Raw genomic sequence first — 20,194 nt, 5'->3', positions numbered from 1 at the left:
AGCCCAGTTGAGAGGCCAGAACTTGGTTCCTGTTTTCGCAGGAACAAGGCTATCCTAAGCCTTAGCCATATCCAGATCGTCGATCCGCAGCCCCAGCCGCCGGATCTGCGCCGCGACCGGCGGCCAGACATTTTCGATGAAGTGCGCGCGCTCCATTTCGCGCAGGCGGCGGGTCGCGCCATCGGCCACGAACATGCCCACACCGCGCTTCACCACCACCAGCCCATCATCCTGAAAGCTCTGATAGGCCTTCGCCACCGTCAGCGGATTGGCGCCCTGCGTCGCGGCGAAGGCACGGACCGACGGCAACAGATCGCCATCGGAAAAATCCCCATCCAGGATGGAGGCGGCAATGATCTCACGCAGGCGGAGATAGACGGGTTTGGATTCGTCGGCCATGGTGCATCAGTGCCATAATACAGCCATAGGGGTCAAGCTAGGAAATTGCCTATTGCTTTACGTCCGTGTAATTATCTGTCCCAGGTCGATACGATATCGTCATATTCTGGCCGAGGACGCTCTTCCTGCGGCTTGCCCGGCGTGCCGATGAAAACGAATCCGGCGATCTTCTCGTCCGCCCCGCCAAAGGCATCGCGCACATCGTCGTTGAAGCTGGGCCATCCGGTCAGCCAGCCGCCGGCAAAGCCCAGCGCATGGGTGGCATGCAGCAGGTTCATGATCGACGCGCCGGCGGACAATTCCTGTTCCCAGACCGGAATCTTGCTGCCCGCGACCGGCTTCGACATCGCCACCACCAAAGTCGGCGCCTGCTGCGCAAACTGGTGCATCGCCTCGATCTCAAGCCGCCCGGCTTCCGGCTTTTCTGCGCGATAGGCTGCTTCCAGCAGCGCCGCCAGCGCATCGCGCCTGTCCTGCGGCACGATCACGAACCGCCAGGGCGCCAGCTTGCCATGGTCGGGCGTGCGCAGCGCCACTTCCAGTATCTGCCGCAACTGCGCGTCATCCGGGCCGGGGGCGACCAGATCGCGCGGCTTGCCGGAACGGCGGGTCTGGAGCAGGGCGAGCGGTGAGGAGAGGTCGTTGAACATCGCAGCGACAGATGGCGCGGCACGGCCGCGAGCGCAAGAGCAGGCGGGGCTTTTGACAGGACGAACCCTTCCGCTCTAGGCTGTTTCCATAAGCGGCCCCGTGCTCGGCGGCCGGAAACAAGATAGTGATAAAGGGTGCCGAATGGCGATTTCGGACAAGATTGCGATCGAGTTAGGCAAGACCTGGCTCGGTCATCCGCGCGGGCTATATTTGCTCTTCTTCGCGGAAATGTGGGAACGGTTCAGCTATTACGGGATGCGCGCCATCCTGATTTTCTACCTCACCAAACATTTTCTCTTTGGTGAGGACAAGGCTTATCTTCTCTACGGCGCCTATACGTCGCTGGTTTACATCACGCCGGTCATCGGCGGCTATCTGTCAGACCGATTCCTGGGGCCGCGCAAGTCGGTGCTGGTGGGCGGTGTCTTTATCGCCATCGGCCATTTTCTGATCGCTATGACCGAAGGACCGGGGGGGCAGGACCCGCTCTATCTCAACGGCTTCTACCTCGCGCTGGCCAGCATCATCGTCGGCACCGGCTTCCTGAAGGCCAATATCTCCGTGCTGGTGGGCGAACTCTACGCCCGCGACGATCATCGCCGCGACCCGGCCTTCTCCATCTTCTATATGGGCATCAACATGGGCGGCATGCTCGGCCCGATCGTCTGCGGCCTGCTGGGCGAGCTTTGGGGCTGGAGCTGGGGCTTCGGCGCGGCGGGCGTCGGCATGCTCGCCGGCCTCGTCATGTTCGTCTGGTTGCGGCCCTGGCTGCTGGGCAAGGGCGAACCGCCCGCACCCAAAGCGCTCAGCGCGCCGACCGCCGCCGGTCTTAATCAGGAATGGACCATCTATCTGGGCGCGGCGCTGGGCGTCGTCGCCATCTGGCTGGTGATCCGCTATGCAGAACTATTGGGTTATGCATTGCTCGCCTTCTCGGCCTTTACCGTCGTCTACATCCTCTGGCGCACGCTCGGCACGTTGGGGAAGGTGGATCGCGACCGGATGTTCGCCGCGCTCTTCCTGATCGCGCTCAACCCGCTTTTCTGGGGCTTGTTCGAACAGACCGGATCGTCGCTCAACATATTCACCGACCGCAATGTCGACCGCGCCATATTGGGCTGGGAGGTTCCCGCCTCGCTGTTCCAGTCGGTCAATTCGGTCTTCATCATCCTGTTCGCGCCGCTCTTCGCGGTGCTGTGGACCTTCCTTGACAAGCGCCGTCTCGAACCCTCCTCGCCCGCGAAGTTCGGCATCGGCCTCATCCTGTGCGGCGCGGGCTTTCTGGTGCTGGTCGCGGGTGCGGCGATGGCGGGCGCGAACCTGACGCCGGTCCTGTTCGTCTTCCTCATCTACCTGTTCCATACGCTGGCCGAACTCTGCTTCTCGCCGGTGGGCCTGTCCGCCATGACCCGCCTGTCGGTATCGTCGATGGTCGGGCTGGTTATGGGCACATGGTTCCTCGCCATGGCGGCGGGCAATTTCATCGCCGGCCTCATCGCCCGCGCGACGGGCAGCGGCGAAGTCGGAAATGTTGCCCAAGTGCTTGACGTCTATGCCCAAATCGGCTGGTTCGCGGTCGTGGTGGGGGTGCTGGTTCTGCTTGTGTCGCCCCGGATTAAACGCATGATGCATCTCGATCTTATCGGTTCGGAGGAAAAGGCATGAAGACTGGCGGCAGATGGCTGCTGATCGCGGCGCTGCTGGCGGGCAGCGCCGGCCCGCTCGCGGCAAAGCGGGACAAGGATGAACCGGCGTCCGCCGCACAGGGTTCTTCGGCAGAGCCCGAAAATCCCTATCCCTCCACCTACAAGCCCTATCCCGGTCGCCCCACGGCGATCCGCGGCGCCACCATCTTCGATGGGGAAGGCGGCCGCATCGACAAGGGCGTGGTCTTCCTGTCGGAGGGCAAGATCGTCGCCATCGGCGGCCCCGACACGCCGATCCCGGCCGATATCGCGGTGTTCGACGGCGCCGGCAAATATGTGACGCCGGGCGTGATCGACATTCACAGCCATCTGGGCGTCTATGCCTCGCCCGGCGTCGATGCGCTGTCGGACGGCAATGAAATGACCTCGCCCGTGACGCCCCATGTCTGGGCCGAACATAGCATCTGGCCACAAGACCCCGGCTTTGGCCGCGCGCTCGCCAATGGCGGCGTCACCACGCTCCAGATCCTGCCCGGATCGGGCAATCTGTTCGGCGGGCGCAGCGTCACGGTCAAGAATGTCCCTTCCCGCACCCAGCAGGGGATGAAATTCCCCGGCGCGCCCTATGGCCTGAAAATGGCGTGCGGCGAAAATCCCAAGCGCGTCTATGGCGGCAAGGGGCGTGAGCCGTCGACCCGCATGGGCAATATCGCGGTCGATCGCCAGACCTGGATCAAGGCGCGCGAATATCAGAAGAAGCGCGCCGCCGGGAAGGACCAGACCCGCGACCTCGGCATGGAAACGCTGGCGGACGTGCTGGAAGGCAAGATCCTGGTCCATAATCATTGCTATCGCGCCGATGAAATGGCGAACGTGATCGATATGTCGAAGGAATTCGGCTACCGGATCGCGGCTTTCCATCATGCGGTCGAAAGCTACAAGATCGCCGATCTGCTGCGCGACAATGGCATCTGCTCGGCCATGTGGGGCGACTGGTATGGCTTCAAGATGGAAGCCTATGACGGGATCAAGGAAAATATCCCGCTGGTGCAGCAGGCCGGCGCCTGCGCCATCGTCCATAGCGACGATCAGGATGGCATTCAGCGCCTCAATCAGGAAGCCGCCAAGGCGCTTGGCGCGGGCCGCCGCATGGGGATCAATATTTCCGACGAACTGGCCTGGACCTGGCTCGCCATCAATCCGGCGCGGGCCATGGGCATTGCCGAACAGACCGGCAGCCTGAAGGTCGGCAAGATGGCCGATGTCGTGCTGTGGAACGGCAATCCCTTCAGCACCTACACGCGGCCGGAGAAGGTCTGGATCGACGGCGCGCTCCTCTATGACAGCGCCAATCCGAAGCTGCGACCGGTCAGCGATTTCGAACTGGGCCAGATCGGCGCGGGAGACGTGAAATGAAGAAGAGCCTTCCTCTCCCCCCGTTCGCCCTGAGCCTGTCGAAGGGCCGTTCTTCTCTTCTGAAGAAGGGCAGGGCTTCGACAGGCTCAGCCCGAAAGGTGCTTGGGGCTGTGTTGCTCGCTGGTCTGGCATCCACCCCCGCACTCGCCCAGTCCATCGCCATCACCGGCGCAAAGCTAGCCATCGGCGATGGATCGGAACCGATCGAAAACGCCACCGTGGTCATCACGGCCGGCAAAGTGGTCGCAGCAGGCTCCGGCATTGCCGTGCCCGCTGGCGTGAAGACCATCGACGCCGCCGGCAAATGGGTGACGCCCGGCATCGTATCGGGCTTTTCCCGCGTCGGCCTGGCCGAAGTGCCCGGCGTCAAGGAAACCAACGACATCCGCGCCGCCCGATCGCCCTTCTCCGCCGCGATCGACGTCGCGCCGGCGATCAATCCGCTGGCCAATCCCATCGCGATCAGCCGCACGGCGGGCATCACTCGCGCGGTGGTGGCACCCGCGACCGCCAATGGCATTTTCGCCGGGCAGGGTGCCGTCATCGATCTGGGCGCGGACATGATGCCGATCACCCGCGCCCGCGCCTTCCAATATGTGGAAATGGGCGAAGAGGGGAAAGATGATGCCGGCGGCAGCCGCGCGGCGACGATCCTGACCTTCCGCACGATGCTGCGAGAGGCGCAGGAGTTCGCCAAGGCCCCCGCCAGCTATGATGGCCGGTCGAAGGATGCGCTGCTCAACCGCGTCGATGCCGAAGCGCTGGTCCCGGTCGTCACCGGCGCCATGCCGCTGATGGTCCATGCCGAAAGCGCCCGCGACATCCTGACCGTGCTGTCGCTGCGGCAGGATTTCCCGGCCCTCAAACTGATCCTGGCCGGCGCGACCGAAGGATGGATGGTCGCGCCGCAGATCGCCACCGCCAAGGTGCCGGTCATCACCGCCGGTCTCGAAGACCTGCCCTCCAGCTTCGAAAAGCTGGCCGCGACCCAGAGCAATGTCGGTCGCATGGTGAAGGCGGGCGTCAACGTCTCCATGGGCATGTTGACCGGCGACGATGCGCTGCAACTGCGCGCCGCGACCCAGCAGGCGGGCAATATGGTCGCGCTGAGCCGCGTGCCGGGCGCGACGGGTTTGAGTTGGGGACAGGCGCTGCGCACCATCACCTCCGCCCCGGCCGAAGCGATGGGGCTGGGCGACCGGATCGGATCGCTCAAGGCCGGCAAGGCAGGCGATGTGGTCATCTGGGACGGCGATCCGCTGGAAATGACCTCCGCCCCGGTGGCGGTCTGGATCGACGGCGTGGCCCAGCCGCTGGAAAACCGCCAGACCAAGCTGCGCGACCGCTACGCCACGCCCGGCGAAGGCGCGCTGCCCAAGGCCTATGAATGGTAAGAGAGGGAAGGGGGCTGCGGCCCCCTTTCTTTCTCACGGCGATTTTAATCCTATGGTCATGCATCGCTGTGACAACAGGATCATGCGTATTCTTCTTGTCCCGATGATGCTCGCTTTGACCGCTTCGCCCGCATTGGCGGACGATATTCCGATGGTGGGGATCGGCCTGCCCTTCGCGCCCGAAACGCCCCGGCCGGTCGCCGCCAGTCACCCGCTCTATCATCGCATCGAAACGGGCGAGATCGAAGGACTGCCCCCGACGATCAAAAGCTCCGCGCTCAACTGGATTGCCGCGGCCAAGCGATCGAGCGTCAATGCGGCGTTGCGCGACAATTTCGACCGGATGAACATGCTGGCGCCCGATGCGGCGGCGGGTCGCGCGCGACTGGCCGTTACATGGAAGGGCAGCGACACGCCGTTTCGCATCGCGACGAAGAATGAGGCCAGCGTGACCCTGCACTATCGACTGGTGCGGATCGACAATGGCCAAGTGATTTTCGATCGAGAGATCACGACCTCGGCGAAGGGCGGCGGAGTCGATGCAGGCATGCGCGACAATGGCATCGTGCGCGCGGCGATTGCGGCGAACTTTGCGTCGGCGGCCAATTGCATCGATCACGCCGCCTTCGGCACGGCCCCGGCCGATTGCGCGCTGGTCCCGAAATTCTCGGTATCGGTCGAACGCCGCCGCTGAGAGCAGGGGGGCTGCGCTATTGCTGCATTCATGCTGGTCTTTGAGGCGGCGCTCATCAGCTTGCGACCAGAATCCGACATCCAAAGTGACGCAAGAATTTCCAGTTTGCTGACGTTGCTAGGGTTACGGTCCGATGGCATAACTTTTGCCATGAGCGACTATGAGTGGGTCAAGCGACCTCCAAATATCATCGAACGCATTGTTGCCGGTGCCTTTGTCACTGTGCTCCTCTTGGCGTATGCAAGCTCATATGCTGGATGGCGCATTTTCGGGGAGCATGATGGCACAGTCGCTGTAGGTGCCACAGTCTTTGGGGTGATCCTGATACGGCTTTTGCCGCAAGCGAGACGAAAGCCACCAGCCTGATAACGACCAGAAATGGGCACTCCAAAGCAGCGGCCGGAGCGCTACAAGCGGACCTTGTGATCTATTTCGATCCGCCATAGCTTCGCAGCGCTCGAATGACTGGAAAGTTTGACTGATGTCGCCTGCAACCTTGCTGTTATTGAAAATTGCAGCAATTGCATTTGGCCCATTGGCCGTGACGGTGCTGATACCCTCACGATGGTTTTTGCCGTGGATTATCGTCTATGCCGCAGGAGCATATTGGCTCCTAGGCGGACCATATGATGGAGCTGGCGCATTTGCTGCCCCTGCAATCGCCCTTATGTTAGCCGCCCCCACTTTTTTTGCGATTGCTATCAGGATCGCGATTCTTTCAAAATAACATAGCGCTTGAATGTCGGTCTTGTTGTGTAGCTAAGCCAGTAGCTGTCATTCCCCTTCCCACCCAAACTGTCCTATGCACGCCATATCCGCTAAGCCGGAGCACGGCTCTTGCACACCACACATCAAGCGCCCCGCATGTACGAAAATTTCCCACTTTCGCACGAAAATATCAAGATTCACGGGAAATATGCGAAGTTAAGCGGCGCAAATCCTATTTGTCGGTTGCGCCCCAGATGTCGCTGGCCTTCACATAGCCGCGCTGGCCCTTGATATCGAAACCGCACCAGCCGCCCGAACAATCGCTCAGGCGGCCGACCACGCCGCGTTCGGCCCGGAACAGGGTGCGGGATCCGTCGCTGGCGCCTTCATGCAGGGGGGCAACGTCGGCTTTCACTATGGCAGTGGCGGTATCGCTCAGCAGGCGGACATGCATCCATCCCTGCGCGCCGTCCGGGTCTTCGACCTTGCGCCACTGGCCCAGCACCTGCACCACCTTCACCGGCAGGTCGCGGCGGCGATAGACCCAGTTGGACGGATAATCCAGGCTCGGCCCCACGCGCATCCGCGCTTCATCCTGCGCCAGCGAAGCCCAATAGGGCACCGGCTTGGCCGGGGCCGCCAATGCGGCGCCCGCCGCGCCGATCCCGGCAGCAATGCCCGCACCCAGTAAAAACCGCTTCATTCCAGACCTGAAAACCATGTCACCCATGGCTCTCCATAATCGCTTGCATCGATTTGCGACAGTCTTTCCTATCACCCGGCCCGCCATATCCGCTTGACCCGCGACCCGGCCGGGAATAGCGGCTTGATCCATGGCCAAGAAGCAGCGACCCGCCAAGCCGCGCGTCATCGTCACGCGCCGCCTGCCACCCAATGTGGAGGCGCGCATGGCCGACCTGTTCGATACCAGCTTCAATGTCGGCGATGTGGCGATGAGCCGCACCGAACTGGCCCGCGCCATGACGCAATGTGATGTGCTGGTGCCCACGATCAACGACCAGATCGACGCCGCCCTGATCGATGCCGCGCCTGACCGGCTGCAACTGATCGCCAGCTTCGGCAGCGGCGTCGACCATATCGATCTCGCCGCCGCCCGGCGGAAGGGGATCATCGTCACCAACACCCCCGGCGTCCTGACCGAGGATACGGCGGACATGACGATGGCGCTGATCCTGTCAGTGCCGCGCCGTCTGGCAGATGGGGAGAAACTGGTGCGTACCGGCGAGTGGCGCGGCTGGAGTCCGTCCGGCATGCTGGGCCACCGGATCGGCGGCAAGAAGCTCGGGATCATCGGCATGGGCCGCATCGGCCGCGCCGTCGCCCGTCGCGCCCGCGCCTTCGGCCTGTCGATCGCCTATCATAACCGCCACCGCCTGCCCTTCGAAGTGGAGCAGGAACTGGAAGCGGACTGGCAGCCCGATCTGGACGCATTGATGACGGCGAGCGACATATTGTCGATCCATTGCCCGCTCAACGCCGACAGCCGGGGTTTGATCGATGCCCGTCGTATCGCGTTGCTGGGGCCGAACGCCTACCTCATCAACACCTCGCGCGCGGAAATTACCGACGAGCGGGCGCTGATCGACGCGCTTGAGGAAGGCCGGATCGCTGGCGCGGGTTTCGACGTCTATACCCATGAACCGGCGGTGGACCCGCGCCTGCTGGCGCTGTCCAACGTCGTGCTGCTGCCGCATATGGGGTCAGCGACCTTCGAGGGGCGCGACGCCACGGGTGCCCGCGTCATCGCCAACATCCGCACCTGGGTCGATGGCCATCGGCCGCCCAATCAGGTGCTGGAAGGCTGGGTGTGACGCCGGTCAGGCACTGGGTCAGGCGGTGGCGAGCTGGTCCTTGAGGCCGTTCACGACCAGATGGCCACGCATCACCGACTCATTGGCCTGTCGAACGGCGGCATGGGTGTCGGCATCGATCGCCTCGTCCTTCAGCACCCGTTCGAATTCCTCGCGCAGATAATCCTCGCCACGGTCGATCGCCTGGATCACGGCCTTGTCGCCGCCGCCCAGCGCCACGAAAATATCCTCCATCCGGCGATGCACCGTCCCGGCAACCGATCCGAATTCATTGGGCTTGCCGCCCAGCGCCCGGCTGCGTGCCTGCAACAGGTCCACCGCCTTGCGGCGTTCGGCCGACAGATCGCGAAACAGCGTCTGGAGTTCGGCCGACTTCGCCTTTTCGGCGCTATGGTCATAGCCTTTCACGCTGTCGATCAGGGTAGTGATCAGGTCGTCCAATTTGCTGATGGCATGGTTGCTCGACATTACCTTCTCCTCATGATGGCGGGGAAACAACCGCCGATCGACCATGATGGTTCAATCAAGCGCCTGATATTCAACCTTAACCCGGCGTTAGTCATAGCCGATCAATCCGCTACGCAGGCGGAACAAGCTGCGCCGTAATCGGTTGAGCAGGGCATGATCGCTCTCCTATGAAAGGACCCATCATGATCAAGCTTGCCCTTATCTCGCTCGTCATCGCCGCTGTTCTGGCGCTTCTGGGCTTTGGCGGCGCGGCCGGCACCTTTGTCGGCATCGCCAAGATCCTCTTCTTCATCGCCATTGCCGTCTTCGTTCTTTTCCTGGTGCTGGGAATCCTGGCTGGCAAGGGGATCAAGGACGCGATAGACTGATCGAATGACTGAAATCGGCGCTGGAGTGAATGAAACAGGCAGGTTGCTGCGCGATGAAGCCGGTTTCCTGCTCCAGCGTGATTGCGGCGGCAGCTACCGCCTCGTCCTGTTGCGCGTGCCCGTGGACCATGTGGAAAAGCGGGTACGGGTGCAGGGCTATTATGCCGGCGACAATATTGTCGAGGCGGAGGGCGTGGCCGCCGCCTGACCCCCTTGCCAAAATCCGCGTGAAGCGCGATCCATTGCGCCCATGCGCAAGATTCTTTCTTCTCTCATCCTCTTGTCCGCGCCCGCTCTGGCGCATGCCCAGACAGCGCCCCATGACCAGCTGACCAAGGTCGTCGACGATCACTGGGCCTGGTATCTGTCGACCCATCCGGTCGAGGCGACGGCGCGCGGCGTGCGCGATTATGACGACCGCATCTACGACATGTCGCTCGCCGCGCGCGATGCGCAGATCAAGGCGGAAGGCGGCTTCGTTACCCGTCTGGAGGCCGTTCCGGCGCAGCAACTGGATGCCGCTGACCGCGTCAATCGTGACGTGTTGCTGTGGATGCTGCGCGATGATATCGACAGTGACCGGCATCCGGCAGAGCGGCTGATGCTCTTCACCACCTATTATGGCTGGCATCAGGGCTTTTCCGGCATGGCCGATGGCCTGCCTTTCTACAATCAGGCGGATTATGACAGTTATCTGAAGCGTCTTGCGCTTTATCCGAAGCAGAATGGCGATGCCCTCGCGATCACGCGTCAGGCGATCAAGGGTGGCTATGTCCAGCCCTGTTCCGTGCTGCAAAATTACGCGAAGAGCATCAGCGGCATCGTGGACGGCAAGCCTGAGGACACGCGCTTCTACGAACCGTTCAAGCGCCCCAAGCCGCGCGATATCAGCGATGCGGACTGGAGCGCGATGCAGGCGCGGGCGGTTGCCCTGATCCGCGACGTGCTGACGCCCGAATATCGCAAGTGGCATGATCTGTTCGTGACCGACTATCTGCCCCATTGCCGCAAGAGCGACAGCGCATCGTCGCTGCCCGGCGGCGCGGCCTGGTATGCCAGCCGGGTGCGGGCGCACACCACGACGGATCTGACGCCCGACCAGATCCACCAGATCGGCTTGGATGAAGTCGCCCGCATCGGCAAGCGGATGGACGAGATTGCAGCGAAGGCCGGCTATCCCAGCCGCGCCGCCTATATCCAGCATCTGCGCACCGATCCCAGCTATTATGCCAAGACCCCCGAGGAACTGCTGCGCGTCGCCGCGCGGCAGGCCAAGACGATCGACGGCCTGCTTCCACGCTATTTCGGCACGCTGCCGCGTCTGCCCTATGGCCTGAAGCCGATCCCGGCGGCCGAGGCGGAAGGGACCACCACGGCCTATTATGGTCCCGGTGCGCCGGAGAGCGGCATTTCCGGCACCTATTGGGTGAACACGTCGAAGCTCGACCAGCGCCCCTTCTGGGAGCTGCCCGCGCTGACCGCGCATGAAGCGGTGCCGGGTCATCACAACCAGATCGCGTTGCAACAGGAATTGCCGCTGCCGCCGTTCCGCAAATATCTGGCGGGCTTCACCGCCTATGTGGAGGGCTGGGCGCTCTACACCGAATATCTGGGCGAAGAGATGGGCCTATACGACACGCCCGAAAAGATGATGGGCCGTCTGTCCTATGAAATGTGGCGCGCCTGCCGTCTGGTGGTCGACACCGGCATCCATGCCAAGGGCTGGGACAAGGCAAAGGCGGTCGCCTTCATGAAGGCCAACAGCGCCCTGTCCGACGCCAATATCGATGCGGAGGTCAATCGCTATATCAGCTGGCCGGGACAGGCGCTGGGCTATAAGCTGGGCGAGATCAAGATTCGGGAGCTGCGCGCGAAGGCGGAGGCAGCGTTAGGGTCGAAATTCGACCTGCGCCGCTTCCATGACGCGCTACTGTCACAAGGGGCGGTGCCACTGACCGTGCTGGAAAGCCAGATCGACCAGTGGATCGCGACGGAAAAGACGCGCTGAGGCTGTCTTAGACGATCGGGAAGGGCGCCAGCTGGATGGATTCGGACACCATGCTAAGCCATTCCCGATGGCCCTGCTCGATCGGTAGCGCTGTTTCGCAGCGCACACATTCCGCCACTATGCGTCCCACCAGCCAGTGGCGTTCGCCGCAAGCCGGGCAAGCCATCGCGCGACCGGGACGATAGGCCAACAGGCCTGCTTGACGATCGACGGCGGCGTCCGAAATGGTCAGCGACATGGCAGTACTTCCCCTGATTACGCACAATAAACGTGCGTGCGCCGATTAGTTTCCTGAGAACCGTTTGCAGTAACGAAAAATGACGGTAAGGAAGGTCCGTTTGGCTATTTTGTCCATTTGACTTGGCCGTCTCAGCCTGTATGGCACCGCAGCATCGGGACATACTTGCTTCGACCATTGGTTGGGGCGCATCCCCTACCGACCCGCCGTCCGGCCGATTTCGCTGCACGGTGAGCCTCTGGTGGAAACGCGCCATCCTCTGGCCGCAGCGCCTTGCGAGGAGACGCACATCTTATGACCGCCATCGGACAGGACACTCTGGGCACGCGCGACACGCTGAATGTCGGCGGCAAGGACATCGCCATCTATTCTCTCAAGAAAGCGGCGGAGAAGCTCGGAGACGTTTCGCGCCTGCCTTTCTCCATGAAGGTGCTGCTGGAAAATCTGCTGCGCTTCGAGGACGGCGTTACCGTCACCATCGAGGATATTCAGGCGATCGTCGACTGGCAGAATGACCGTGGTAAAGCCGAGCGGGAAATCCAGTACCGCCCGGCGCGCGTGCTGCTTCAGGACTTCACCGGCGTTCCCTGCGTCGTCGACCTCGCCGCCATGCGCGACGCGATGAACGCGCTGGGCGCCGACGCCAGCAAGATCAACCCGCAGGTGCCCGTCCATCTCGTCATCGACCACTCGGTCATGGTCGACGAGTTCGGCACGCCCAAGGCGTTCGAACAGAATATGGAGATCGAATATCAGCGCAATATGGAGCGCTACGACTTCCTGAAATGGGGTAGCAAGAGCCTCGCCAATTTCTACGCCGTGCCCCCCGGCACCGGCATCTGCCATCAGGTGAATCTGGAAAATATCGCGCAGGGCGTCTGGTCGAGCGAAGCGGCCGATGGCACGATCATCGCCTATCCCGACACCTGCGTCGGCACGGACAGCCACACCACCATGATCAATGGCCTTGGCGTACTGGGCTGGGGCGTGGGCGGTATCGAGGCGGAAGCCGCGATGCTGGGTCAGCCTGTCTCCATGCTGATCCCCGAAGTCGTCGGCTTCAAATTCACCGGCAATCTCAAGGAAGGCGTGACCGCCACCGACCTCGTCCTCACCTGCACCCAGATGCTGCGTGCGCGCGGCGTGGTGGGCCGCTTCGTCGAATATTTCGGCCCCGGCCTTGCCACCCTGTCGCTGGCCGATCGTGCGACGCTGGCGAATATGGCGCCCGAATATGGCGCGACCTGCGGCTTCTTCGGCATTGATGACAAGACGCTGGACTATATGCGCCTGACCGGCCGCAGCGATGACAATATCGCGCTGGTCGAGGCCTATGCCAAGGAACAGGGCTTCTGGATCGATCCGACGATCGAGCCGGTCTTCACCGACACGCTGGAGCTGGACCTTGGCACCGTTGTCCCCAGCCTTGCCGGCCCGAAGCGCCCGCAGGATCGCGTGGCGCTGCCTGACGTCGATGACGTGTTCAACGCCGACATGGTCAATACCTACAAGAAGGCGCAGACCCGCGTGCCGGTGGAAGGCAAGGATTTCGACATTGGCGACGGCGATGTCACCATCGCCGCGATCACCAGCTGCACCAATACCTCGAACCCCAGCGTCCTTGTCGCCGCCGGTCTGGTGGCGAAGAAGGCGAATGAGCTGGGCCTCAAGCCCAAGCCCTGGGTCAAGACCAGCCTTGCGCCCGGTTCGCAGGTCGTCACCGACTATCTGGAAAAGGCCGGCCTCCAGTCGCATCTCGACGCGATCGGCTTCAATCTGGTGGGTTATGGCTGCACCACCTGCATCGGCAATTCGGGACCGCTGGCTGAGCCGATCAGCAAGGCAATCAACGAAAATGGTCTGGTCGCCGCGGCCGTCATTTCGGGTAACCGCAATTTCGAAGGGCGCGTGTCGCCGGACGTGCGCGCCAACTTCCTCGCCAGCCCGCCGCTGGTCGTCGCCTATGCGCTCAAGGGCACGGTGATCGAGGATTTCATCACCACCCCGATCGGCACCAGCAAGGACGGTCAGGCTGTCTATCTGAAGGATATCTGGCCGACCAATGATGAGGTGGCCTCCACCCTGGCGGGCGCTGTCGACCGCCAGATGTTCCAGGCCCGTTACGCCAATGTGTACAAGGGCGACGCCCATTGGCAGGCGATCGAAGTCACCGGGTCGGACACCTACACCTGGCGCGCCGGATCGACCTATGTCGCCAATCCGCCCTATTTCGAAGGGCTGACCATGACCCCGGCACCGGTCACCGACATTATCGACGCCATGCCGTTGGCGATCTTCGGCGATTCGATAACCACCGACCACATCTCGCCGGCTGGTTCGATCAAGGCGTCGTCGCCCGCCGGCAAGTGGCTGAGCGAGCATCAGGTCGCGCAGGCCGACTATAACAGCTATGGTTCGCGTCGTGGCCATCATGAGGTGATGATGCGCGGCACCTTCGCCAATATCCGCATCAAGAATCTGATGCTGGATGGCGTCGAAGGCGGCATGACCAGCTATAAGGGCGAGATCATGGCGATCTATGATGCCGCCATGGCGCACAAGGCCGACGGCACGCCGCTGGTCGTGATCGGCGGCAAGGAATATGGGACCGGTTCCTCGCGCGACTGGGCAGCCAAGGGCACCAATTTGCTGGGCGTCCGCGCCGTGATCGTCGAGAGTTTCGAACGTATCCACCGGTCCAACCTGGTCGGCATGGGCGTGCTGCCGCTGGTGTTCAAGGATGGCCAGACCCGCGACACGCTGGACCTGAAGGGCGATGACAGCTTCACCATCACCGGTGTCGCCGACCTGAAGCCGCGTCAGGACGTGACCGTCAACGTGACCCGCGCCGATGGTTCGACCTTCAGCTTCACTGCGCTGTGCCGCATCGATACCGTTAACGAACTGGAATATTTCCTGAACGGCGGCATCCTTCAATATGTGTTGCGCAAGCTGGCCGCTTGATCGGCTGACGCGCTGAGCTAAGGAAACAGGGCTTCTTCCGGAAGGGAGGGGCCCTTTTCTTTGGGAGTCGCGATGGCGCTGTTCGTGGAAATCATCGGCTGGGTCGGCGCGCTTCTGGTGCTGGCCGCTTATGTCGGCGTGTCGACCGGGCGACTGGCGGGCGGATCGGCAACCTTCCAATGGCTCAATGCAGTCGGCGCGACCCTGTTCGTGGTCAACACCTGGTGGCATGCGGCCTTCCCGTCGATGGTGCTCAACATCATCTGGAGCGTCGTCGGTTTCTACACATTGTGGCGTATCCTTCGCCGGAGAATATCCCCGTCATGACCCGCTTCATCGATCTGAGCCACGCCATCGAACATGGCATGGCCACCTATAAGGGCGTCGCCGCGCCGCATATCTGCGATTACTGGACCCGCGACCAGTCACGCGCCAACTATGCCGATGGCAGCACGTTTCAGATGGGGCGGATCGACATGGTGTCTAACACCGGCACCTATCTGGATGCGCCTTTCCATCGTTTCGAGGAGGGGGACGACCTGTCGATGCTCGATCTCGACCGTATGGCCAGCCTGCCTGCGATCGTGGTGCGGCGGCCGTTCGAGGCGGTAGGGCTGGCAACCGATGCGGCCGATCTGGACGGGATAGACGTGGCAGGGCGGGCGGTGCTGGTCCACACCGGCTGGGATCGGTACTGGCGCACGCCGGCCTATTTCGAGGAGCATCCCTTCTTAACCGAAGCTGCCGCCTGCTTGCTGCTGGAGCGCGGCGCCAAGCTGGTCGGCATCGATAGCCATAATATCGATGACACGCGCCCCGGTACCGGTCGCCCGGTCCATCGCGAACTTCTGGGTGCAGGCGTGCTGATCTGCGAGCATATGACCAACCTTGGCGCGCTGCCGGATGCAGGCTTCACCTTTACCGCCATGCCGCCGAAGATTGTGGGCATGGGGACGTTCCCGGTGCGGGCTTTCGCGACACTATAGCGGCAGAAAGCGAGCCATGCGCGCCTTCAACAGCGCGATCAGATCCGGGTCCATAAACTCATAATCGTCGGGGATATCAAGGCAGACGATTCTTGTCCCTTCCAGCGCTGACCGGAAACGCTTCTGGATTTTATTGCGATGGGTCTTTTCCATCACGAAGATGGTGTCGGCCCAGCGCAACATCTCATCATCCAGCGGCGTTTCTGCATCATGGTTGGTTCCGGCGGACAAGGTTTCGATACCGGGACAGTCAGCGAAAATCTGTTCCGCCGTAGGGCTGCGCAGCTTGTTCTGGCTGCAAATAAACAGATAATGCCGCTCCCGCTCCATCAGCGCCCATATCCCGTCATCGAATAGGGCCGCGCCTTGACGCCGGTCGCCCATAGCTTGTTGGATGCGGCCTGCATGGTGAAGTGCAACTCGCCGCCAGCGCGGATTTCCGCATCAGTGATATAGCCCCGGTCGAGCGGCTTGCCGTTCAGCGTCACCCGGCCAACATAGCGATTGGAGTCGGACAGGCCATCGGCAATCACGGTGAAATGCTGGCCGTTCGGCAATGTCATCTCGGCCCGCTCCACGAACGGCCGCCCGATCACATATTCGTTGCTGCCCGGCGCCACCGGATAGAAGCCGAGCGCGGTGAAGACCAGCCAGGCGGACATCTGGCCCAGATCGTCATTGCCGGCCAGACCCTCGGGCGTGGGCTTATACTGGCTGTCGATTATCTGCTTCAGCCGCTCTTGCGTGCGCCAGGGCTGGCCCGCATAGCTGTAGAGATAGGCGACATGGTGGCTGGGTTCGTTGCCATGGATATATTGGCCGATCAGGCCGGATATATCCTCGGCATGGCTATAGTCGATCTTGCTATTGTCATAATCGAACATGGCGTCGAGCTTGGCGACGGCTTTCGCGTCGCCGCCCAGCAGGCGGAACAGGCCGCCCTGATCGTGCGGCATGAACCAGCTATATTGCCAGGCATTGCCCTCCGTATAGTCGCTGCCATAGTTGATCGCGATCGGATCGAAGGGGCTGCGGAAGCTGCCGTCGGCCTTGCGGGCCCGCAGGAAGCCGGTCTTCGCGTCGAAGCTGTTGCGCCAGTTCTGGGCCCGCTTTTCGAACCGCTCTGCGGTGGCGGTGTCACCCAGTTGGCGAGCAAGGCGGGCGATGGTCCAGTCGTCATAGGCATATTCGACCGTCTTGGACGCCGCTTCCGGCTCGCGGTCGATCGGCACATAGCCGAGCTTCATATAGTCGCCAAGGCCGCCATAGGGGGCGTAATCGGCGCTGGCGACCATGGCCTTGAGCGCGGCGGCGCAGTCGATGCCCCTGATCCGTTTCAGGCAGGCATCGGCGATGACGGGAACGGCATGATAGCCGATCATGGTCCAGGTTTCCTTGCCGCCGAACTGCCAGACGGGGAGGATGCCGAAGGGGCTGGTCTTTTGCCCCGCGACCAGCGAGTTCACGAAATCGGCATTTTTCGCTTCGGGCTGGATCAGCGTCAGCAGCGGATGTTCGGCGCGGAACGTATCCCACAGCGAGAAGGTGGAATGCATGGTGAAGCCGGTTCCGGCATGCACCTGATCGTCCGGTCCGCGCCAGCGGCCGTCGGCATCGCTCCAGACGCTGGGCGCCATCAGGCTGTGATAAAGGGCGGTATAGACATTGGTGCGCATCGGTTTTGGCGCGTCGATCTTCACCGCGCCCAGCGCGTCGTTCCAGGCGGTGCGGGTCTTCGTCCGGATCGCGTCGAAATCGCCCGGCTCGCTGGCGAGGTTGGCGATGGCGCCATCTTCATCCACGCCCGACAGCGCGACCTTCACTTCCAGCGGCTTCGTCAGCGTGCCAAAGTCGAGTTGCGCCACCAGTGCGCGGCCGGAGAGGGAGTCCAGCGTCTCGGGACCGCGACCGGGGCCTTTGAATCCCTTGTAGAGTACATCCTTTTCCGTACTGACGAACCGGTGGCTAGTCAGCAGCGCGGAAAAGCGGATGGCGAAGAAGATGCGCCGGGGCGTGGCCCAGCCGCGTACTTCGCGCGATCCGGTGATGATGCCATCGGGGCGGATGCGGATCGACGACCAGAGAATTTTGCCCGGATAGTCGTAAATGATAGAGCGCAGGTCCAGCACAAGATGCGCAGCCTTGCCCGCCGGGAAGGCATAGCGGTGAACGCCGACGCGGGTGCCGGCGGTCATTTCCGCGCGTACGCCCGGATCGGTCAGGGTGACGGCATAATAGCCGGGTGACGCAATCTCATCGGCCTTGTGCGATCGGAAGCCGGGCGTCTTGCCGTCGCCAGCCTCCAGCGGAACCGTATCGCCGCTGACCGGCATCACCAGAAAATCGCCCAGATCACTATGGCCCGCACCCGAGAAATGGGTGTGGGAAAAGCCCAGGATCACCGGGTCTTCATGACGATAACCAGCAGCCCAATTATAGGTTTGGCGCGCCGGGCCGACATGGGTGTCGGGGGAGAGCTGGACCATGCCGAACGGCGCGACGGCGCCGGGAAAGGTGTGGCCTTCGCCCGAAGTGCCGATGAAGGGATCGACCGCTGCAACCGGATCATTGTCGGTCGTCTGAGCGAGGAGCGGGGCGGCAACGAGGGAGCCGGCGAGCAGCGCGATGCGAAGGGCGTTCATGCGCCGGTTAGATCATGGCGGCGCGGATTGGCCAATAGTCCTAATTTTACAGCCGCAAGAAAGGCTGGGGTGGCGGCGACCGGTGGGATTGTCTAGCGTCCGAATCAGCAATGAAAAGAGCGTTGATCGTCCGTCATGTGCCGCGCGAGGGTGCGGCAGGGTATCTCCAACCGATTGAGGCGGCGGGCTATCATATCGATCGTATCGATGTGGCCAGCCCCGATTTCGCACAGGTCGATCTGTGCGATCCCGACCTGCTGATCATGATGGGCGGCCCTATGGGCGTCTATGAGCAGGATGTGCATCCCTGGATTCCTGTACAGATCGAAAAGCTGTCGGCGCGGCTGACAGCGGATCGTCCGACGTTGGGCGTATGTCTGGGGAGCCAGATGATCGCGGCGGCACTGGGCGCGCGCGTCTATCCCGGGGGTCATATGGAGCTGGGCTTTGCGCCGGTGACGGTCAATCAGGTCGGCGCCGCGTCCCCGTTGCGCCATATCGATGGCGTGCCTATCCTGCATTGGCACAGCGACACGTTCGACCTGCCCGACAATGTCGAACTCCTCGCCTCCACCGGCAAATATGCGCATCAGGCCTTTCGCCGCGGTTCGAACCTGCTGGCGCTGCAATTCCATGCCGAGATGGGCGAGGATCCGCGCTTCGAGGATTGGCTGACCCATTTCTGGGCGGATCTGGACGTGGCCCAGCAGTGCGGCATCGCCCTGCGGGAGGATCATGCGCTGCACGGTCCGATCGCGGTGGCGGCGGGCCGCGCAATGATCGGCGAGTGGCTGGCCGGGATCGATATTTAGCAAAAAGCCCCGGATCACTCCGGGGCTTTTTGCTGTTTGATGACCTGATCGATGATCAGGCGGCGGCCAGACGCGCCATCTTTTCCAGCTTGCCGCCGGCGATGCGCATCATCGCCTTTTGCAGCTTTTCGAAGGCGCGAACCTCGATCTGGCGGACACGTTCACGCGATACGCCATATACCTGGCTCAGTTCTTCCAACGTCTTGGGCTCTTCGGCCAGACGGCGTTCGGCCAAGATATGCTTTTCGCGGTCGTTGAGGTCGTCCATCGCTTCGACCAGCATGTCATGACGCATTACGCGCTCCTGCTCGTCACCGACGCGCTCGTCCTGAAGCGGGTCGGTATCCTGGAGCCAATCCTGCCACTGACCATCGCCGTCCTCGCGCATCGAGACGTTGAGCGAAGTATCCCCGCCCATCGCCATGCGACGGTTCATGGAAACGACATCGTCTTCGGAGACGCCAAGATCGGTAGCGATCTTGTTCACGTCGGCCGGCTTCAGATCGCCGTCCTCGAACGCATTGATGCTGTTCTTCATCCGGCGCAGGTTGAAGAAAAGCTTCTTCTGCGAGGCGGTGGTTCCCATCTTCACGAGCGACCAGCTGCGCAGGATGAATTCCTGGATCGAGGCGCGGATCCACCACATGGCGTAGGTCGCCAGGCGGAAGCCGCGATCAGCCTCAAACTTCTTCACGCCCTGCATCAGGCCGATATTGCCTTCGCTGATCAGTTCGCTGACCGGCAAACCATAACCGCGATAGCCCATGGCGATCTTCGCGACGAGACGCAGGTGCGAAGTTACAAGCTGCGCTGCGGCTTCGGGATCCTGATGTTCCTCGTAGCGCTTCGCCAGCATATATTCCTGCTCAGGGGTGAGCAGCGGAAATTTGCGAATTTCCGACAGATAGCGGTTGAGGCTGGCTTCACCGCCCAGCGCCGGAACCGCGGGGACATTGCTCTTGGCCATG

General features: G+C 62.3%; 22 protein-coding genes. 14 read left to right on the top strand and 8 right to left on the bottom strand.

Annotation, left to right across the window (positions count from 1 at the left end; all coding sequences use genetic code 11):
- Positions 1 to 54: 54 nt before the first annotated feature.
- Complete coding sequence (locus tag BMX92_RS04280; RefSeq protein ID WP_093012351.1) at positions 55 to 399, bottom strand: GntR family transcriptional regulator; 345 nt, start codon at positions 397 to 399, stop codon at positions 55 to 57.
- Positions 400 to 470: 71 nt separating this feature from the next.
- Positions 471 to 1,049, bottom strand: a complete 579-nt coding sequence (locus BMX92_RS04275) for a nitroreductase family protein (protein WP_093012348.1) — start codon at positions 1,047 to 1,049, stop codon at positions 471 to 473.
- 142 nt (positions 1,050 to 1,191) lie between these two features.
- On the opposite strand from BMX92_RS04275, the gene BMX92_RS04270 reads away from it, so the two are divergent.
- From BMX92_RS04270 to BMX92_RS26835, 6 genes are all read left to right on the top strand, one after another.
- Positions 1,192 to 2,715, top strand: a complete 1,524-nt coding sequence (locus BMX92_RS04270) for a peptide MFS transporter (protein ID WP_093012345.1) — start codon at positions 1,192 to 1,194, stop codon at positions 2,713 to 2,715.
- Positions 2,712 to 4,112: an amidohydrolase gene (locus tag BMX92_RS04265; RefSeq protein WP_093012342.1), complete on the top strand. Its 1,401-nt coding sequence runs from the start codon at positions 2,712 to 2,714 to the stop codon at positions 4,110 to 4,112. The genes BMX92_RS04270 and BMX92_RS04265 overlap by 4 nt, the downstream gene beginning before the upstream one ends.
- A 110-nt stretch (positions 4,113 to 4,222) precedes the next feature.
- A complete protein-coding gene (locus BMX92_RS04260) occupies positions 4,223 to 5,506 on the top strand; it encodes an amidohydrolase family protein (RefSeq protein ID WP_256213262.1) in 1,284 nt (427 codons plus the stop codon).
- Positions 5,507 to 5,588: 82 nt separating this feature from the next.
- On the top strand, positions 5,589 to 6,200 hold the full coding sequence (locus tag BMX92_RS04255; protein ID WP_143066722.1) for a hypothetical protein: 612 nt from the start codon (positions 5,589 to 5,591) through the stop codon (positions 6,198 to 6,200).
- A gap of 30 nt (positions 6,201 to 6,230) precedes the next feature.
- Positions 6,231 to 6,566, top strand: a complete 336-nt coding sequence (locus tag BMX92_RS04250; RefSeq protein ID WP_093012333.1) for a hypothetical protein — start codon at positions 6,231 to 6,233, stop codon at positions 6,564 to 6,566.
- A gap of 115 nt (positions 6,567 to 6,681) precedes the next feature.
- Positions 6,682 to 6,927 carry a hypothetical protein gene (locus BMX92_RS26835; protein WP_143066721.1) on the top strand — a complete coding sequence of 82 codons (246 nt, stop codon included), beginning with the start codon at positions 6,682 to 6,684 and terminating at the stop codon, positions 6,925 to 6,927.
- 213 nt (positions 6,928 to 7,140) lie between these two features.
- Here the strand turns inward: BMX92_RS26835 and BMX92_RS04245 are convergent, their stop codons facing one another.
- Entirely contained in the window at positions 7,141 to 7,638 is a 498-nt protein-coding gene (locus BMX92_RS04245; RefSeq protein WP_093012330.1) for an SH3 domain-containing protein, read from the bottom strand.
- 103 nt (positions 7,639 to 7,741) lie between these two features.
- Between BMX92_RS04245 and BMX92_RS04240 the strand changes: the two genes are divergently transcribed.
- Positions 7,742 to 8,740, top strand: coding sequence for a 2-hydroxyacid dehydrogenase (locus tag BMX92_RS04240; RefSeq protein WP_093012327.1), 999 nt, complete (start codon positions 7,742 to 7,744; stop codon positions 8,738 to 8,740).
- 18 nt (positions 8,741 to 8,758) lie between these two features.
- Here BMX92_RS04240 and BMX92_RS04235 read toward each other — a convergent pair whose 3' ends face one another.
- Positions 8,759 to 9,208 (bottom strand): ferritin-like domain-containing protein, encoded by a 450-nt coding sequence (locus BMX92_RS04235; RefSeq protein ID WP_177184926.1) that lies wholly within the window; start codon positions 9,206 to 9,208, stop codon positions 8,759 to 8,761.
- 182 nt (positions 9,209 to 9,390) lie between these two features.
- Here BMX92_RS04235 and BMX92_RS04230 point away from each other — a divergent pair, with 182 nt between their 5' ends.
- From BMX92_RS04230 to BMX92_RS04220, 3 genes are read left to right on the top strand one after another with little or no spacing between them, the layout of a single operon-like run.
- The gene (locus tag BMX92_RS04230; RefSeq protein ID WP_093012647.1) at positions 9,391 to 9,576 is read left to right on the top strand and encodes a DUF1328 domain-containing protein; all 186 of its coding nucleotides are present in this window, start codon (positions 9,391 to 9,393) and stop codon (positions 9,574 to 9,576) included.
- 4 nt (positions 9,577 to 9,580) lie between these two features.
- Positions 9,581 to 9,784, top strand: coding sequence for a DUF5818 domain-containing protein (locus tag BMX92_RS04225; protein ID WP_093012321.1), 204 nt, complete (start codon positions 9,581 to 9,583; stop codon positions 9,782 to 9,784).
- Between the two features lie 42 nt (positions 9,785 to 9,826).
- Positions 9,827 to 11,584: a DUF885 domain-containing protein gene (locus BMX92_RS04220; RefSeq protein WP_093012318.1), complete on the top strand. Its 1,758-nt coding sequence runs from the start codon at positions 9,827 to 9,829 to the stop codon at positions 11,582 to 11,584.
- Between the two features lie 7 nt (positions 11,585 to 11,591).
- On the opposite strand, the gene BMX92_RS04215 is transcribed toward BMX92_RS04220, so the two are convergent.
- The gene (locus tag BMX92_RS04215; RefSeq protein WP_093012315.1) at positions 11,592 to 11,822 is read right to left on the bottom strand and encodes a hypothetical protein; all 231 of its coding nucleotides are present in this window, start codon (positions 11,820 to 11,822) and stop codon (positions 11,592 to 11,594) included.
- Between the two features lie 294 nt (positions 11,823 to 12,116).
- Here BMX92_RS04215 and acnA point away from each other — a divergent pair, with 294 nt between their 5' ends.
- From acnA to BMX92_RS04200, 3 genes are all read left to right on the top strand, one after another.
- Positions 12,117 to 14,786: an aconitate hydratase AcnA gene (gene acnA / locus BMX92_RS04210; protein ID WP_093012312.1), complete on the top strand. Its 2,670-nt coding sequence runs from the start codon at positions 12,117 to 12,119 to the stop codon at positions 14,784 to 14,786.
- A gap of 72 nt (positions 14,787 to 14,858) precedes the next feature.
- Positions 14,859 to 15,113 carry a CBU_0592 family membrane protein gene (locus BMX92_RS04205; RefSeq protein WP_093012309.1) on the top strand — a complete coding sequence of 85 codons (255 nt, stop codon included), beginning with the start codon at positions 14,859 to 14,861 and terminating at the stop codon, positions 15,111 to 15,113.
- Positions 15,110 to 15,772, top strand: coding sequence for a cyclase family protein (locus BMX92_RS04200; RefSeq protein ID WP_093012306.1), 663 nt, complete (start codon positions 15,110 to 15,112; stop codon positions 15,770 to 15,772). The genes BMX92_RS04205 and BMX92_RS04200 overlap by 4 nt, the downstream gene beginning before the upstream one ends.
- Here BMX92_RS04200 and BMX92_RS04195 read toward each other — a convergent pair.
- Positions 15,767 to 16,102, bottom strand: coding sequence for a low molecular weight protein tyrosine phosphatase family protein (locus BMX92_RS04195; protein ID WP_093012304.1), 336 nt, complete (start codon positions 16,100 to 16,102; stop codon positions 15,767 to 15,769). The genes BMX92_RS04200 and BMX92_RS04195 overlap by 6 nt on opposite strands.
- Positions 16,102 to 18,414, bottom strand: coding sequence for a GH92 family glycosyl hydrolase (locus tag BMX92_RS04190; RefSeq protein WP_093012301.1), 2,313 nt, complete (start codon positions 18,412 to 18,414; stop codon positions 16,102 to 16,104). Before BMX92_RS04190 ends, BMX92_RS04195 begins: the two co-directional genes overlap by 1 nt.
- Before the next feature lie 110 nt (positions 18,415 to 18,524).
- On the opposite strand from BMX92_RS04190, the gene BMX92_RS04185 reads away from it, so the two are divergent.
- Positions 18,525 to 19,226 carry a glutamine amidotransferase gene (locus tag BMX92_RS04185; RefSeq protein WP_093012298.1) on the top strand — a complete coding sequence of 234 codons (702 nt, stop codon included), beginning with the start codon at positions 18,525 to 18,527 and terminating at the stop codon, positions 19,224 to 19,226.
- A 55-nt stretch (positions 19,227 to 19,281) separates the two neighbouring features.
- Here the strand turns inward: BMX92_RS04185 and rpoH are convergent, their stop codons facing one another.
- Entirely contained in the window at positions 19,282 to 20,193 is a 912-nt protein-coding gene (gene rpoH, locus BMX92_RS04180; protein ID WP_093012644.1) for an RNA polymerase sigma factor RpoH, read from the bottom strand.
- Between the last annotated feature and the right edge of the window lies 1 nt (position 20,194).

The organism is Sphingobium sp. YR768, assembly GCF_900111125.1.
Taxonomy (GTDB): Bacteria; Pseudomonadota; Alphaproteobacteria; order Sphingomonadales; family Sphingomonadaceae; genus Sphingobium.
The sequence above is the reverse complement of the archived record's forward strand: the minus strand, read 5'-3'. Positions and strand labels throughout refer to the sequence as shown.